The sequence below is a fragment of the Streptomyces sp. NPDC001507 genome, assembly GCF_042894765.1.
Taxonomy (GTDB): Bacteria; Actinomycetota; Actinomycetes; order Streptomycetales; family Streptomycetaceae; genus Streptomyces.
Window position 1 is genome coordinate 32,325 of sequence record NZ_JBIAVV010000016.1, and the last position, 15,739, is coordinate 48,063.

9 protein-coding genes are annotated in these 15,739 nt (G+C 72.4%); 4 read left to right on the forward strand and 5 right to left on the reverse strand.

Annotated features, from left to right (window positions below):
- Positions 1-132: 132 nt before the first annotated feature.
- From ACFY0K_RS41000 to ACFY0K_RS41015, 4 genes are all read left to right on the forward strand, one after another.
- Positions 133-1,809: an FAD-dependent oxidoreductase gene (locus ACFY0K_RS41000; protein WP_390644149.1), complete on the forward strand. Its 1,677-nt coding sequence runs from the start codon at positions 133-135 to the stop codon at positions 1,807-1,809.
- Positions 1,806-3,284, forward strand: coding sequence for an ATP-binding protein (locus ACFY0K_RS41005; protein ID WP_390644150.1), 1,479 nt, complete (start codon positions 1,806-1,808; stop codon positions 3,282-3,284). The genes ACFY0K_RS41000 and ACFY0K_RS41005 overlap by 4 nt, the downstream gene beginning before the upstream one ends.
- Positions 3,281-3,634 (forward strand): UBP-type zinc finger domain-containing protein, encoded by a 354-nt coding sequence (locus ACFY0K_RS41010; protein ID WP_390644151.1) that lies wholly within the window; start codon positions 3,281-3,283, stop codon positions 3,632-3,634. The genes ACFY0K_RS41005 and ACFY0K_RS41010 overlap by 4 nt, the downstream gene beginning before the upstream one ends.
- A gap of 123 nt (positions 3,635-3,757) precedes the next feature.
- Positions 3,758-6,631, forward strand: coding sequence for an AAA family ATPase (locus tag ACFY0K_RS41015; protein ID WP_390644152.1), 2,874 nt, complete (start codon positions 3,758-3,760; stop codon positions 6,629-6,631).
- Between the two features lie 22 nt (positions 6,632-6,653).
- On the opposite strand, the gene ACFY0K_RS41020 is transcribed toward ACFY0K_RS41015, so the two are convergent.
- The 5 genes from ACFY0K_RS41020 to ACFY0K_RS41040 form a co-directional block, all read right to left on the reverse strand.
- The gene (locus ACFY0K_RS41020; RefSeq protein WP_390644321.1) at positions 6,654-7,862 is read right to left on the reverse strand and encodes an SGNH/GDSL hydrolase family protein; all 1,209 of its coding nucleotides are present in this window, start codon (positions 7,860-7,862) and stop codon (positions 6,654-6,656) included.
- A 41-nt stretch (positions 7,863-7,903) separates the two neighbouring features.
- Positions 7,904-10,249, reverse strand: coding sequence for a glycoside hydrolase N-terminal domain-containing protein (locus tag ACFY0K_RS41025; protein ID WP_390644153.1), 2,346 nt, complete (start codon positions 10,247-10,249; stop codon positions 7,904-7,906).
- Between the two features lie 126 nt (positions 10,250-10,375).
- Positions 10,376-12,172 (reverse strand): alpha-galactosidase D, encoded by a 1,797-nt coding sequence (locus ACFY0K_RS41030; protein ID WP_390644154.1) that lies wholly within the window; start codon positions 12,170-12,172, stop codon positions 10,376-10,378.
- Between the two features lie 35 nt (positions 12,173-12,207).
- Entirely contained in the window at positions 12,208-13,386 is a 1,179-nt protein-coding gene (locus ACFY0K_RS41035; protein WP_390644155.1) for an ROK family protein, read from the reverse strand.
- A 123-nt stretch (positions 13,387-13,509) separates the two neighbouring features.
- Positions 13,510-15,696: an alpha-galactosidase gene (locus tag ACFY0K_RS41040; RefSeq protein WP_390644156.1), complete on the reverse strand. Its 2,187-nt coding sequence runs from the start codon at positions 15,694-15,696 to the stop codon at positions 13,510-13,512.
- Positions 15,697-15,739: the final 43 nt, after the last annotated feature.

Consider the following 15,739-nt stretch of genomic DNA (forward strand, 5'->3'; position numbering starts at 1 on the left):
CCCGCTGTACACCGTCGTACAAGAGCGAAGGCCGGCGATCGAACATACGATGGCCGGGAACCGGTACGGCGGTCACGCTCCTCGCGGAGGGTGCGCCGTCCCGTGGAACCAACGGCTCGGGGTGGGAGACGTATGGCACAGGCTGCCGACGCAGCACGGACCGTCATCATGACCGTGGACGACGACCCGGGGGTCTCCCGTGCCGTCGCCCGGGACCTGCGGCGCCGGTACGGCGCGTCGTACCGCATCGTGCGCGCGGAGTCCGGGGAGTCGGCACTGGACGCGCTGCGGGAGCTGAAGCTGCGCGGCGACCTGGTGGCGGTGATCCTGGCCGACTACCGGATGCCGCAGATGAACGGCATCGAGTTCCTGGAACAGGCCCTGGACGTGTACCCGGGCGCGCGGCGCGTGCTGCTGACCGCGTACGCGGACACCAACGCGGCGATCGACGCGATCAACGTCGTCGATCTGGACCACTATCTGCTGAAGCCCTGGGACCCCCCGGAGGAGAAGCTCTACCCGGTCCTCGACGACCTGCTGGACGCCTGGCGGGCCAGCGACTACAAGCCGGTGCCGGCCACCAAGGTCGTCGGGCACCGGTGGTCGGCGCGCTCCTCGGACGTGCGGGAGTTCCTGGCCCGCAACCAGGTGCCGTACCGCTGGTACTCGGTGGAGGAGCCGGAGGGGCAGCGGCTGCTGGCCGCGGCGGACGCCGACGGGACGCGGCTGCCGCTGGTGATCACGTCGGACGGCACGCCCCTGGTGGAACCGGAGGCGCCCGAGCTGGCCGCGCACGTGGGCCTGGCGACGACCCCGACGGCGGACTTCTACGACCTGGTGGTGATCGGCGGCGGCCCGGCCGGGCTCGGCTCGGCCGTGTACGGGGCGTCGGAGGGGCTGCGGACCGTGCTCGTGGAGCGGTCGGCGACCGGCGGGCAGGCCGGGCAGAGCTCGCGGATCGAGAACTACCTGGGCTTCCCGGACGGCGTGTCGGGTGCCCAGCTCACCGACCGGGCCCGGCGGCAGGCCGCCAAGTTCGGCGCGGAGATCCTGACCGCCCGCGAGGTCACGGGCCTAGAGATCAACGGTGCCGCGCGGGTGGTGCGGTTCGCGGACGGCTCGGCGGTCGCGGCGCACAGCGTGATCCTGGCGACCGGGGTGCAGTACCGGCAGCTGGAGGCCGAGGGCTGCACCGACCTGACCGGCTGCGGGGTGTTCTACGGCTCCGCGCTCACCGAGGCGACCTCCTGCCAGGGCCAGGACGTGTACATCGTCGGCGGCGCCAACTCGGCCGGCCAGGCGGCGATGTACCTGTCCCGGTTCGCCAAGTCGGTGACCCTGCTGGTCCGGGGTGCCGACCTGTCGGCGTCGATGTCGTACTACCTGATCCAGCAGATCAACGAGGCCCCCAACATCGCCGTGCGCAGTCACACCGTGGTGGACGCCGCGCACGGCGCCGAACGGCTGGAGCAGCTCACCCTGCGCCATGTGCAGAGCGGGGACCGGGAACAGGTCGACGCCCAGTGGATGTTCGTCTTCATCGGGGCGGCACCGCTCACCGACTGGCTCGGCGACACGGTGCTGCGGGACGAACGCGGGTTCATCCTGGCCGGGCCGGACCTGACCGTCGGTGGACGGGCGCCGGCGGGCTGGGAGCTGGACCGGCCGCCGTACCACCTGGAGACCAGCATTCCCGGCGTGTTCGTGGCGGGCGACGCACGCGCCGAGTCCGCCAAGCGTGTCGCGTCCGCCGTCGGAGAAGGAGCCATGGCAGTGATGCTCGTCCACCGGTACCTGGAGCAGTCATGAGCGGGCAGCCGATACCGTGCAGCCCGCAGGAGATCGGCGCGCTGTTCCTGTTCGAGAAGCTGGAGCCGGAACAGCTCGGGCGGCTGTGCGCGGCGGGCCGGGTGGAACTGTTCCAGCCGGGCCCGGTCTACACCGAGGGTGAGCCGGCCACCTGCTTCTACGTGATGATCGAGGGCACGGTGGTGCTCTCCCGGCAGGTCGGCGGGGACGACGTCGAGGTGACCCGGACCTCGCAGTCCGGCGTGTACGCGGGCGCCATGCAGGCCTACCTCGGGGACCGGGTGCGGCAGGCGTACAACAACTCGATGCGGGTGACCGAGCCGACCCGGTTCTTCGTGCTGCCGGCCGACACGTTCGCGGACATCATGCGCGAGTGGTTCCCGATGGCCGTACACCTGCTGGAAGGCCTGTTCTTCGGTTCGAAGAACACCCAGGCGGCGATCGGGCAGCGCGAACGGCTGCTCGCGCTCGGCTCGTTGTCCGCCGGGCTCACCCACGAGCTCAACAACCCGGCCGCGGCGGCCGTGCGCGCCACGTCCACGCTGCGCGAGCGGGTGGCGAAGATGCGGCACAAGCTCGCGATCATCGCCGGGAGTCCCTTCTCGCGGGAACAGCTGGCCGGGCTGATCGAGATCCAGGAGCGCACCGCCGAGCGGGTCGCCAAGGCGCCGGCGCTCAGTCCGCTGGAGGCCGCCGACCGCGAGGACCTGCTCACCGACTGGCTGGAGGACCACGGCTGCGACAACGCCTGGCAGATCGCGCCGACCTTCGTACAGGCCGGTCTCGACGTCGACTGGCTGGACCAGGTCGCGGTGGCCGTGGACGAGGAGATCCTGCCGAACTCGATCGGCTGGCTCAACTACACCATCGAGACCGAGCTGCTGATGAACGAGATCGAGGACTCGACCACCCGGATCTCGAACCTCGTCGACGCGGCCAAGCAGTACAGCCAGCTGGACCGGGCGCCGTACCGGGTGGTGGACGTGCACGAACTCCTCGACAGCACCCTGCTGATGCTGTCCGCGAAGATCGGGCAGGACATCCGGGTGGTCAAGGAGTACGACCGTACGGTTCCGCCGGTCCCCGCCTACCCCGCCGAGCTCAACCAGGTGTGGACCAACCTCATCGACAACGCGGTCTCCGCGATGAAGGACGGCGAGGGCTCGGGCGACGGACACGGCACGCTGACCGTGCGGACCGCGCTCGACCACGAGCAGCTGCTGGTCGAGTTCCGGGACACCGGGACCGGGATCGCGCCGGAGATCAAGAACCGGATCTTCGACCCCTTCTTCACGACCAAGCCCGTGGGGCAGGGCACGGGTCTCGGTCTGGACATCTCCTGGCGGATCGTCGTGAACAAGCACCACGGCAGCATGCGGGTGGAGTCGGAGCCCGGCGACACCCGGTTCCAGGTGCTGCTTCCGCTGACCGCCGAGACGCCCGAGGAATCCGAGACACCTGTGGAGGCAGTATGAGCGGCGACACCGCGATAGACCCGAATGTTCCGCCGAGCGGCGCCGGGTGTGTGGAGTGCGACGCGACGGGGGGCTGGTGGTTCCATCTGCGGCGGTGCGCCCAGTGCGGGCACATCGGGTGCTGCGACGACTCGCCCGCGAAGCACGCGACGGCGCACTTCCACGAGTCCGGGCATCCGGTGATCCGTAGTTACGAGCCGGGAGAGGGCTGGTTCTGGAACTACGAGACGGAGGAATTGTTCGACGCCGGCCCGGAGTTGGCGCCGCCGGTGAGTCATCCTGCGGAGCAGTCCGTGCCGGGGCCCGCGGAGCGGGTGCCGGCGGACTGGGCTCGGGTGCTGCGGGGTTGAGCTGAGTGCCTGCGGGGGTGGGGGGTTCTGTGGTGACGGCGGCTGCGGTTCCGTCGTGGCCGGTCGCGCAGTTCCCCGCGCCCCCGGCGGGCTCCGCATGGCGCTTCTTGCGAGGATGAGGGCGTGTCGCAGAGATCTTTTGGCAGCCCTCTGATCGGGCGGGACGACGAACTGGACCGCCTTGCCTCGGTGCTGGAGCGAGCTCGGAACGGCAGTGGGCAGGCCGTGTTGATCGCCGGAGACGCCGGGGTCGGCAAGACCCGGCTGCTGGACGAGGTCGCGGCTCGGGCCGCCGGCGCGGGGGCCACCGTCGTCACCGGGCACTGTGTCGATCTCGGGGACGTGGGGCTGCCGTATCTGCCGTTCACCGAGATCCTCGGGGTGCTGGCGGGGGACGGGCGGTTCGGGGACGTTCTCGCCGCGCATCCTGTCGTCGAGCGGTTGCTCGGGTCCGGGCCGGATTCCTCGCGCGACGCCGACGCGCGGCTCAGGCTGTTCGAGGGGGTCGCCGGGCTGCTGGGCGAGCTGGCGGCTGCCGCACCGCTGCTGCTGGTCCTGGAGGATCTGCACTGGGCCGACCAGTCGTCGCGAGACCTGCTGCGGTTCCTGCTGAGCCGGGGGGTGCTCCCCCGGCGGTTCGCCGTGCTGGCCTCCTATCGGGCCGACGATCTGCACCGGCGGCATCCGCTGCGTCCGCTGCTCGCCGAGCTGGTGCGGCTGCCGGGTGTGGAGCGGCTCGAGGTGCGGCGGCTGGCCGACGCCGAGGTGACCCGGCTGGTGCGGTCGCTGGAGGAGCGGCCGCTGTCCGAGGCGACGGTGCGGGACATCGTCGAGCGGGCGGAGGGCAACGCCTTCTACACGGAGGAGCTGGTTGCCGCCGCCGACACGGACGGGATCCCCACCGGGCTCGCCGATCTGCTGCTCATCCGGGTCGAGCAGCTGTCGGAGACGGCCCAGCAGGTGCTGCGGACGGCCGCGGTGGCCGGGCGCCGGGTGGGGCACGACCTGCTGCGGGACGCGGTCGGGCTTCCGGAGGAGGAGCTGGAGTCGGCGTTGCGGGAGGCCGTGGGGCGGCAGTTGCTCGTCGCCGGGGACGGGGACACGTACGCCTTCCGGCATGCCCTCGCGCGCGAGGCCGTCTACGGCGACCTGCTGCCCGGGCAGCGGGCGCGGCTGCACGGCACGTACGCGAGGCTGCTCGCCGCGCGCGGGGGCGGGGCGGAGACGGCGGCCGAGCGGGCGCACCACTACCGGGAGAGCCACGATCTGCCCGAGGCGCTGGCCGCGTCGCTGGAGGCCGCGGACCACGCCCGGCGGGTGGGTGCCCCGGCGGAGGAGCTGCGGCAGCTGGAGACGGCCCTGGACCTGTGGACGGCCGTGCCCTGCGAGGCGCGGCCCTCGGGTGAGGGGCTGGACCCGGTGTCCTTGACGCTGCGGGCGTCGGCGGCGGCAGCGCACTCCGGCGACGCGCACCGGGCGGTGTCCCTGACCCGGGCCGCGCTGGCCGGCACCGGGCAGGACGCGGATCCGGAACTCGCCGCCCGCGTGCGGTACACCCTCGCGGGGAACCTCATGACCGTCGACAACCTCGCCGCCGCGTTCGCCTACAGCAGCGAGGCGCTCGCGATGATCCCCGCCGAACCGCCCTCCCGGACCTGGGTGTGGGCGGCTGCCACCCATGTCATGGCGGCCCGCCAGATCGGCGACGACGACACGGCGTTGCGGGTCGCGCGGCAGGCCCTTGAGGTCGCCGAGCGGATCGGCGCCACCGCCGCCCGGGCCGACCTGCTGATCTCCCTGGCCCGGCTGGAGGGCGGTGGGCGCCGCACCCGGGAGGGGCGGGAGCGGCTCCGGGAGGCGCGGGAGCTGGCCCGGTCTGCCGGGGACACGCCGGTGGAGATGCGGGCCCTGTTCAGCCTGGCCATCGGCTGCTTCGAGTCGGGTGAGCTGCGGGAGTGCCTGCCGTGGATCACCGAGGGGCTCGACCGGGCCCGGCGTGCGGGGCTGATGTCCTCGCCGTACGCGCTGGAGATGCGGTATCTGCGGCTGCTGGTGCTCTTCACGCTGGGGCAGTGGGACGAGTGTGTGCGCGTGGCCCGCGCGGATCCGGCGCCCGGTTTCGCCGAGGGGCCCGTGCTGTACATCGCGCTGGCCCGGGGCGAACCGGATGTCGAGGACCGGGCGAGGGTGCTGCTCGGGGAGCCCTTCGACTGGATGGGCACGTTCGTCGGCGGGATCGTGCTGACCGACGCGGCCGGGTTGCGGGGTGATGCGGAGGAGGCCGTGGCCAGGGCGCGGGACGCGGTCGCGGTGCTCTCCGACGAGCTGGGGCGGGCGCCGCACGTGACGGTCCGGCTCGCCGCGCTCGCGCTGGCGGCGGTCGCGGACCGGGCGGCGGCCGAGCGGCGCGGCGGTGGGAACGCCGAGCGCTGGACCGGTGTCGCCGGTGAACTGGTGGAGCTGGCGCGGGCGACGGCGGCGGGGCAGGGTCCGGAGGGGCAGGCCTGGCTGGCGCGTGCGGAGGCCGAGTGGATCCGGGCGGGGGCCGGGCCGGACATCGTGGCCTGGGAGAAGGCGGCGGCCGCGTTCACGGACGGCGACGTGTACGAGGCGGCCCGGGTACGGCTGCGGTACGCCGAGGCGCTGGCGGCCGACGGCCGGCGCGCGGAGGCCGGGGAGCAGGCGCGGTCGGTCCGGGAGACGGCGGCGGCCCTTCGCGCCGCGCCGCTGCTGGAGCGTGCGGAGGCGCTGCTGCGCCGGTCGGCGGCGGAGGGCTCGGCGTCGCCGCTGACCGCACGCGAGCAGGACGTGCTGCGGCTGCTGGCGCTGGGCCGCAGCAACCGGCAGATCGGCGAGGAGCTGTTCATCACCGGCAAGACGGCGAGCGTTCATGTCTCCAACATCCTCGCCAAGCTGGGCGCGGCGAGCCGTACGGAGGCGGTGGCGATCGCCTACCGGGAACGCCTGATCACCCCCGAGCCGACGGCCCAGGGGTGATCGGACGGGTGATCCAGGGGTTTCAGTGGTCGCAGTCGAGGCTCGCCAGGTCCACGGAGTCGGCCAAGGCCTGCATGCCCTTGTCGTTGGGGTGGAGGTGGTCGCCGCTGTCCAGGAACGGCAGCAGCCTCGCCTGGTCGTAGGGACTGCGCAGGATCCGGTCGAAGTCGGCGATCCCGTCGAACTCGCCGCTGGTGCGGATGTACTGGTTGACCTGCCGGCGTACGGCGTCGCCCGCCGCGTCCCACTCCGGCCAGCCCTCGAACGGCCCGACGGTCGAGGCGACCACGCACTTCCCGGCCGCGTGTGCCCGCCGGACGATCTCCTGGTAGCCGGCGATCAGGTCGGCCGCGGTGACCCCGGTGTGGGCCTTGATGTCGTTGATCCCCTCGAAGAGGAAGACGGTACGGACCCCGGGCTGGGTGAGGACGTCGCGGTCGAGGCGGTTCAGGGCCGCCTGTCCGGCGCCGTCGGTGAGGACCTGGTTGCCGGAGATCCCCTCGTCGGCCACGCCCTTGACCTCGGTGTCCGCCTTCTGGAGCCGGCGGGCGAGGTAGTCGGGCCAGCGCCGGTTCTGGTCGCTGGTGGACGCCCAGCCGTCGGTGATGGAGTCGCCGAGCGCCGCCACCGCCCCGGTGTTCCGCTTCTTCGGCCGTACCGAGACCGAGTCAAGGTACCACCAGGAGCCGATGGTGCCGGTCCAGTTGGCGGCGCTCTCCTCGGCGGTGTGGTCGCCCTGGGTGACGTAGGAGGTCTGCATGGCCATGCCGTGGCCGGTGGCGGGGCCGGCCGCGTCGGGGCTGTGCAGGCTGACGACCAGGTTGCTGCCGGCGGGCAGGGTGCCGGGCAGCGGGTCGCTCCACGCGGTGGCGCCGGCCGGCACGGTGACCGTGCCGGCGCCGTCGAAGGTCAGCCGCCTGTTGCTGCCCGGCTCGAGGGCGGCGCCCGCGCGCTGGATTCCGGCGTAGACGCTGTCCAGGGTCAGGGTCCGGTCGCCGAAGGCGTTGGAGACACGGACCCGCAGTCCGGTGCCGGCGGCGCTGGTGTGCACGACCAGCCGGTAGCCGCGGTCGGGGGTGCCGTCTCCCATCCTGTCGGCGGCTGCGCCCCAGGTGACGACGTCCGGGCGGGCGGAGGCCGCCTGGACGGCGGCCTCCCGTGCGGGCACGGTCGGGTCGGGGCCGGTGCCGGTGGCTCCGGCGGACCCGGTCTGGCAGACGGCCCCGACCATCAGTAAGGCGGCCAGGCGGCCACCGGCCCGTGCGAGCCCGGTCACCGCACCAGGTCCCTCAGCGTGACGGACTGGCCGGGCTTCAGCGTCACCGTCCGGGACGTCCCGCCGTAGGCGACCGTCGTGGTGCGGCCGCCCACGCTGCGGATCCGGGCCCGGGTCGGCTTGCCGTCCCGCCAGTCCAGGTCCACCACGAAGCCGCCGCGGGCGCCCGCCCCGGTGATCGAACCGGCGGCGGCCCAGGCGTCGGGCAGTGCGGGCAGCAGTTCCAGGTGACCCGGCCGCGAGTAGAGCAGCATCTCGGTAATGGCGGCCGGCGTGCCGAAGTTGGCCTCGATCTGGAAGATGCCCCGGCCTTCCTCGACCTGGTAGATGTCGAAGAGGTTGGGTGACGTGCCGTTGCTGCCGTTGCTGGACGGCCGGAGGTTGCGGACGACGAGCTGGTAGGCCTTGTCGGCGTCCTTCAGCCGGGACCAGCACAGCGAGCGCCAGGCGTTGGCCCAGCCGAAGCTGTCCATGCCGCGTGCGGTGAGCAGTGCGGCGGCGCCCTTGACGATGTCGGCGGGGGTCGAGCCGTCGGGGCGGATCCGGTCGCCGGGGAAGAGGTTGATCAGCGGCGAGAGGTGGCGGTGGGTGGTCTCGCCGAGGTTGTCCGGGGACATCCACTCCTCCAGCCAGCCGGTCTTGGGGCTCACCACCGGCAGGTAGAGGCGGTCGCGGAGCTTGCCGATGGTGCCCGCGTATCCAGCATCCCTCTTCAGCTCGGCGGCCGCAGTCCGGAAGTTGCCGAACAGCATCCACACCTGTTCCTGGGAGTAGGTGTTGCCCTTGGCGTCCTGTGGCCCCTGCTCGGGTGACCAGTCGCTGTCCGCGATCAGCACCTCCTTCCCGTCCTCCAGGGTAGTGGTCACCAGCCGTTGCTCCCAGAACTGGCAGGCGCCCTTGAGGAGCGGGTAGATCTTCTCCAGGTGGGAGCGGGACAGTGTGAACTCGTAGTGCTCCCAGAGGCTGTTGCACAGCCAGGCGTTGCCGGTGGGGTGCCACCACCAGCCGAGTCCGCCGTAGGGGTTGGTGGAGTAGGCGACGGTCCAGCCGGCGACCTTCCCGCTGGAGTTGCGGTAGCGGTTGCGGGAGTCCTGGAACAGCCGCTGTGTGACGTCCGTCCAGGACGGGAGCTGGTTCACGCAGTAGTCGGTGAAGGCGTCGAAGCACTGCGACAGGCCGAGCCGGTCGGACATCCAGTAGTTCATCTGGATGTTGATGTCGGTGTGGTAGTCGCCCATCCAGTCCGGGTCGTTGCCGTCCAGCCAGTTGCCCTGCAGGCCCATCGGAAGGCTGTCGCGCGATCCGGCGATCATCAGGTAGCGGCCGAACTGGGCGTAGGCGGCCTCCAGTTCCGGGTCGGGGTCGCCGGTGTCGGCGCGGGCCTGGATGCGCGCCCAGGTGTCGAGCTCGCGCTGCTCGGCCGTCGAGGTGCCGAGCGAGAGGTCGAACTGGCCGAACAGCGCCCGGTGATCGGCCGCGTGGGTGCGCAGCAGCGAGTCCGCCGAGTGCCGGGCGGCCGCCGTGACCTTGGTGCGGGCGAGCGCCACCGGGTTCACGGAGGGGTCGCGGTAGTGGGCGGCGGCGTCCGGTGCGTAGTCCGTGCCGCCGCTGAGGACGACGGTCAGCTCACGGCAGTCGGTGAAGGTGATGTGCGGGCCGCTCACCCGCACGCTGCCGCCGCTGCCGTACGCCTTGACGGCGGCCCCGTACTTCAGTCCGTTGGCGAAGGACCCGGCGAACGACTCGGCCGTGCCGCCGGTCTCCCCGTGGGTGCCTTCCAGCGTGATGGTGCCGGTGTAGCGGCCGCCGCCGTCCTGGCCGAAGTGCAGCACGATCACGTCGTCCGGGCGGCTGGCGAAGACCTGCCGCCGGTACGTCACTCCGGAGCGGACGTAGGAGGCCGTCACCACGCCGTTGTCGAGGTCGAGGGTGCGGCGGTAGCCGGAGACGGCGCCCAGGTCGTGGTCGGGTATCTCGACGGTGAGCCGGGCGAGGAGGGTGAGGGAGCCGAAGTCGGCACGGCCGTAGGGGAACTGGCCGTCGGAGTCGAGGGTGTCGTTGAGCCCGCCGGTCCACAGCGTGGCGTCGGTGACCAGGAGGAGCTCACGGCCGGAGTCGTTGCCCGCGAGAGCACCGAGCCGGCCGTTCCCGACGGGAAGGCCCTGCGTGATCATCGAACTGTCGTCGGCGGGTGCCTGCCACCAGAGCCGGTGCCGCGCAGCGGCGAGCGGCGCGGTGGACCGCACCGGGGCGGCGGAGGCGGTGAAGGCGGGGAGCCCGGCGAGGGCTCCGGTGGCGGCGGCGAGGGTGAGGAAGCTTCGTCTGCTCGGGTGATTCCGCATGACGGTCCTTTTGCAGTATGGGGGGATACGACGCGCCCCCTTGGGGGCGCGGGGAACTGCGCGACCAGCCCCCACCGGCCGGCAGTTCCCGACGACGCACGTACCGAGGCGACTTACCGGGGCGGCTTACCGGGGCGACTTGGGCACGTCGATCCGGTCGATGTCCGGCGCGTACCCCGACCCGCTGTCGAAGCTGATCGTGTTCGCCCCGGCCTTCAGCGTCACCGGCACGCTCACGCTCGCCACCGTCCCCCAGTCCCCGGTGGACGGGAACTTGTGGCTCGTGCCGCTCCCGGCGTTGGCCGAGACGGTGGCCGGCCGGGAGTCACCGCTGACGTAGGCGACCTTGACCAGGTAGGTGCCGGCCTTGTCGACGACGACGTTGTTGAAGGTCAGCTTGCCGCCGAGGTAGAGGTTGCCGACCTTCTTCGCCCCGGAGCACGCGTCGCACCCCGCGACGGACGCGTTGCCGCTCAGCGTGTTGCCGCTCGCCTCGGCCTCGTAGCCGGTGGAGGCGAGCGCGCTGCCCCTCGGCGTCACGGTGAACAGGCGCGAGCCGTGCGCGGGCAGCGCCTCGGTGATCTTGTTCTGGAAGCCGCCGAGGTCCTCGTGGTTCCACAGGTCCCGCACCGACGCCTTGCCGGTGAAGCCGAGCGCCGTCCAGTCGGCCGTGACCGCGGCGGGCGAGGACCCGAGGTTGAAGAGGGCGACCGTGTACGTGCCGTCGGCGTTCTTCGCGGCCCAGACCTGCTGCGGGTCGGAAGCGGTGACCGGGCGGGCCGGCGGGTTGTCGCTCTGGTCGACGCCGATGACCTCGCTGTTGGTCAGCAGGGAGAGGCCGTAGTCGTCCAGCTTGGTGATGTCGTCGCCGGTGAACAGCGGCGACTTGGCGATGGCCCACAAGGTGGCGTAGCTCTGCCGTTCGGCCTTGGTGAGGCCGTCCATCGCGCCGTTGCCGACGTCGAGGGAGTCGAGGTCGTTCCAGCCGCCGGGGCCCGCCTTGCCGGTCCAGGCCGGGGTGTCGTCCCAGCGGTCGTTGACCGAGTTCTCCCAGCTGACCAGGGTGTTGCAGTAGCACTCGACGTCGGTGTCGATGCGCCAGCCGTTGGTGTACTTCTGCCAGTCGGCGGCGTGCCCGTAGTCCAGGGACCAGGAGGCCTCCAGGTGGATGGGGCGGCCGGTGGCGGCGATCGCCTGGTGCCAGGCGGCGACGTCGGCGACGTTGTCGTACTGGTCGCCGCTCTTGCCGGAGCCGGGGCCGACGCCGTCGAGCTTGAGGAAGTCGTAGCCCCAGCCGGCGATCAACTGTGCCTGGGAGTCTATGTACTTCTGCGCGCAGGGCCTGTCGAAGTCGATCTTGTACGAGCTGTCCCAGCCGTTGGTGGTGCGCAGGTCGGGGTAGACGATGTCGGCGGTGGTGCAGCCCTCGGCGTTGAAGACCGGCGTCTTCCCGTCGCCGTACGCGCCCTTCTCCAGGCCGACCGGGAGGTAGATGCCGGCCTTGAGGCCCTTGGCGTGGATGTGGTCGGCGACGGCCTTCATGCCGCTGGGGAAACGGGCGGGGTCGGCCTTCTGGCGGCCGTACTGGTCGTAGCCCTGCTTCCAGTTCCAGTCCATCCACCAGCCGGCGTCGATGTTGACGTAGTCGTAGCCGTACTTCTTCAGCTTGCTCGCCAGGGCGTCGGTCTGCTTGAGGACGTTGGCCTCGGTGAGGTAGCTGTAGTCGCCCTGGTCGTTGAGGCCGGGGTACTTGGACGACTGCATGCTCCAACTGGACCAGCCCATGTAGGGCTTGGCGGCGATCGGGGCGGGTGTCTGGGCCTCGGCGGCGGGCACGGCGGCGGCGAAGGCCGCGGTGAGCGCCAGTACGAGAACGGCTCTCAGCCCGTGTGCGGGCAGGTGGGGGTACGACGGTGACCTCATGGGCCCTGCTTCCTGGGTTCGGGGTCGTGGGCGGCTCAGCCCTGGGGAGTGGGGGTGATGAAGGAGTGGATCGCGGTGGCCGCGGCCCCGCGTGCCCACTCCTCGAACGGGAGCGGGCGGGTCTGGACGTCGCACCGCGCGGCGGAGCCGAAGGCGGCCGCGGTGAAGGCGTCACGGATGTGCCCGGCGAACAGGTCGTGGGCGGCCAGGCCCTCGCCGGAGATGATCACGCGCTCGGGGCCGAACAGGTTGGCCACGGTCGCGATGCCCCGGCCGATGGCCTCGCCGGCCCTGGCGTACGCCTCCCGCGCCCCTGCCACGCCCGCGTGGGCGAGGGCCGCGGCCTCGGCCGGGCCTGCGACCTGGCGTCCCGTCACCTGCCGGACGCGGGCGACGATCGCGGCGTCCCCCGCGATCGCCTCCACGCAGCCGCGGTTGCCGCAGTGGCAGAGCGGTCCGGCCGGGTCGACGGCCACGTGCCCGATCTCGCCGGCCACGCCGTGGGCACCGGCCACCAGCCGGCCGTGGACCACCAGTCCGCAGCCGATGCCCGCCCCGACGGTGACCACGGCGAAGTCCGAGAGCCCGACGCCGGCGCCGAACCACTGCTCGGCGACGGTGAGCGCGCGCACGTCGTTCTCGACGACGACCGGCAACCCCGTGGTCAGTGAGGCGAGTTCGGCGAGAGGAACGCCGCACCAGTCAAGGAACGGCGAGTAGCGGGCGACCCCTTCGGCCCGGTCCACGTCTCCGGAGACCGCGATTCCGAGGCCGAGGACCGGGGCGCCGAAGTCCTCGGCCTCGACGCGCAGTCCGTGCGTGAGTTCGGCGATGGAGGTGAGGACTGCCCGCACCGCGCGGTCGGTGACCGGCAGCCGCCGGGCCAGCCGGATCCGGCAGCACAGGTCGGTGAGGACGGCGATGACCGCGTCGCCGGTCACCTTGACGCCGATGAACAGGGCGCGCCCGCCGTCGACCCGCACCAGGTTCGCGGGCCGTCCGAGAGCGGGCCTGCCCCCGTCGTCGGCGTCCTCGGCCAGGTATCCGGCCGCCAGCAGCGGCCGGACCGCCTTGGTCACGGCGGCCGGGGACAGCCCGGCCCGGCGGGCCGCCTCCAGTCGGGTGAGGGGGCCGTGGGACAGGACCGTGGTGAAGATCTGGGAGGCGGCCGGCGTGGACACCGGAAACGTTTCGCCACGGGTGGTCGAGCGCATGGCCGGGAACCTATGGCCCTTAATTTCCGCTGTCAATAAAAGAAACAGGAATCACCTGAAGATTCTCTGTGAGGCTGTTGGGACCTTCGAATGACGAGCGGGGCACGGCCGTTGCCCGCCGGATCATGCGGGCGTCACCCTCGCGAGGTCGAGCAGCAGGGCCTGACCGGGGTTGAGGTTCGGCAGCGGCAGTCCCGCGACCGTGAGGACGGAACCGGGCAGGGTCAGCCGGCCGCCGAGAGCCGCGGCCAGCCAGGCCGGCCCCGCCACCTGGTGGAAGGACGGCAGGCCCAGCTCGGTGCGCACCCGCACCCGGTAGGTCTCCCCCGGAGCCAGGCCGGGCAGCCGTACCCGCCCGTACTGGCCCTCGGGAGAGGTCGCGAGCCGTGCCCAGCAGTAGAGGGCGGCAGAACCGTCGTACGCCACGACCCCGTGCAGCAGCGTCGAGTCGTCGGCGAGGTCGGCGCGGACCGTGCGGCCGCCGTGCAGCAGCGGGCGCAGTTCGCGGTGGAGGGCGGTCCAGGCGGTGAGACGGGCGAGTTCCTCCGGCGAGCAGCGGGTGAGGTCCTGTTCGATGCCGGCGTGCCCGAACAACGCAGTGGTCAGCCTGAGCGGGTCGGAGCCGACCCGCTCGGTGGTGTGGCTGGTGCGCGGGCCGACATGGGTGCCGACCAGTTCGGGGGGCAGCAGCTGCCCGGTCCAGCGCTGGATGGCCTGGCGTTCCACCGGGTCGTTGCAGTCCGAGGCCCAGACCCGGTCGGTGCGCTCCAGGATGCCGAGGTCGATCCGGCCGCCGCCGGCGGCGCAGCTCTCGATCTCCAGCGCGGGGTGCCGCTCCTTGAGGGCGTCGATCAGCCGGTAGAGGGCCACCACCTGGGCGTGCGCCACGGGACGGTCGGCGGTGCCGTGCACGCTCTCGTGGAGTTCGCGGTTGTGGTCCCACTTGAGGTAGGCGATCCCGTACTTCTCCACCAGGGCGTCCAGCGAGTCGAGCAGGTACTGCCAGGCGCCGGGGTTGGCCAGGTCCAGGACGTGCTGGTGGCGGGCGGCGGGGCCGACCCCGCGGGCCGGGCCGAGTACCCAGTCGGGGTGCTCGCGGGCCAGGTCGGAGTCGAGGTTGACCATCTCCGGCTCCACCCACAGCCCGAACTCCATGCCGAGCGAGCGCACGTGGTCCACCAGCGGGGTCAGCCCCTCCGGCCAGACCACGGGGTCGACGGTCCAGTCGCCGAGCCCGGCGTCGTCCGAACGACGGCCCCGGAACCAGCCGTCGTCCAGCACGAACCGTTCGACGCCGACCTCGGCGGCCTTGTCGGCCAGCCGCAGCAGCCGGTCCAGGTCGTGGTCGAAGTACACCGCCTCCCAGCTGTTGAGGATCACCGGGCGGGGCCCACGCGGATGGGCGGGGCGGGCCCGCAGCAGGGTGTGGAAGCGGTCGGCGAGACCATCCAGTCCCTGGCCGGACCAGGCGAAGTGACAGACCGGGGCGGTGTACGTGTCGCCGGGGGCGAGCCGGATCTCCCCCGCCCGCAGGAGTTCGCCGCCGCCGAGCACCCCGGCATGGGTGCCCGCGCCCTCCGGCAACTGCTCGGCCAGATACCGCTGGTCGCCGCTCCAGGCCACGTGCACGGCCCAGACCTCCCCGGCGCCGAAGCCGAACCCGGGCACGCCGGCCGCCATGAGGTACGGCGAGTCCAGGCCGGGCTTGCCGCGCCTGACCTCCCGGCTGTGCGTGCCGAAGCCCAGCGGCCGCCGCTGGGGGGAGCGCTCCCGGCTCCACTTGCCGGTGAAGTCGAGGATCTCCGCGGCCCGCCGGGGCAGCGGCAGCAGGGTCGTGACCTGCGCCAGGTCGTACGGCTCCGGGTCGGCGTCCGGACGGCGGGTGAGCGTGGTGCGCACCCCGAGCACGCCCGAGGGTTCCAGCCGGTAGGTGACGGTGGCGTCGAGTCCGGCGCCGGGGTCGGTGAGGTGCAGGGACAGCTCCCCGCCCGCCGCCCCGGGGTGGTACGAGCTGCCGGCCAGGGTCAGCCGGGGCGCGGCGAAGGCGCCGGCGAGATGGCCCTCGTGGGCCGGGGTGCCGGACCAGCCGTCGGCCTCGGTGGGCCAGACGGTGAACCGGCGGGGGATGTCGATGGAGTTGTTGAGCACGGCGGGTTCACCGGTCAGGGCGAGCGCGGCCAGGGCGTCCTGCGACAGGTCGCCGAGGTCGGCCCCCCAGTGCAGGACCCTGGGCACCGGTTCCGTGAGCTCCACGACGAGGGCGGTGCCCGCCGCGCGCAGGATGTGGATCCGCGCCGTGCTGTCCGACATGCAGAGTCCTTTCGGATCGTCCGGCCCCCGCCGGACGGGCCCG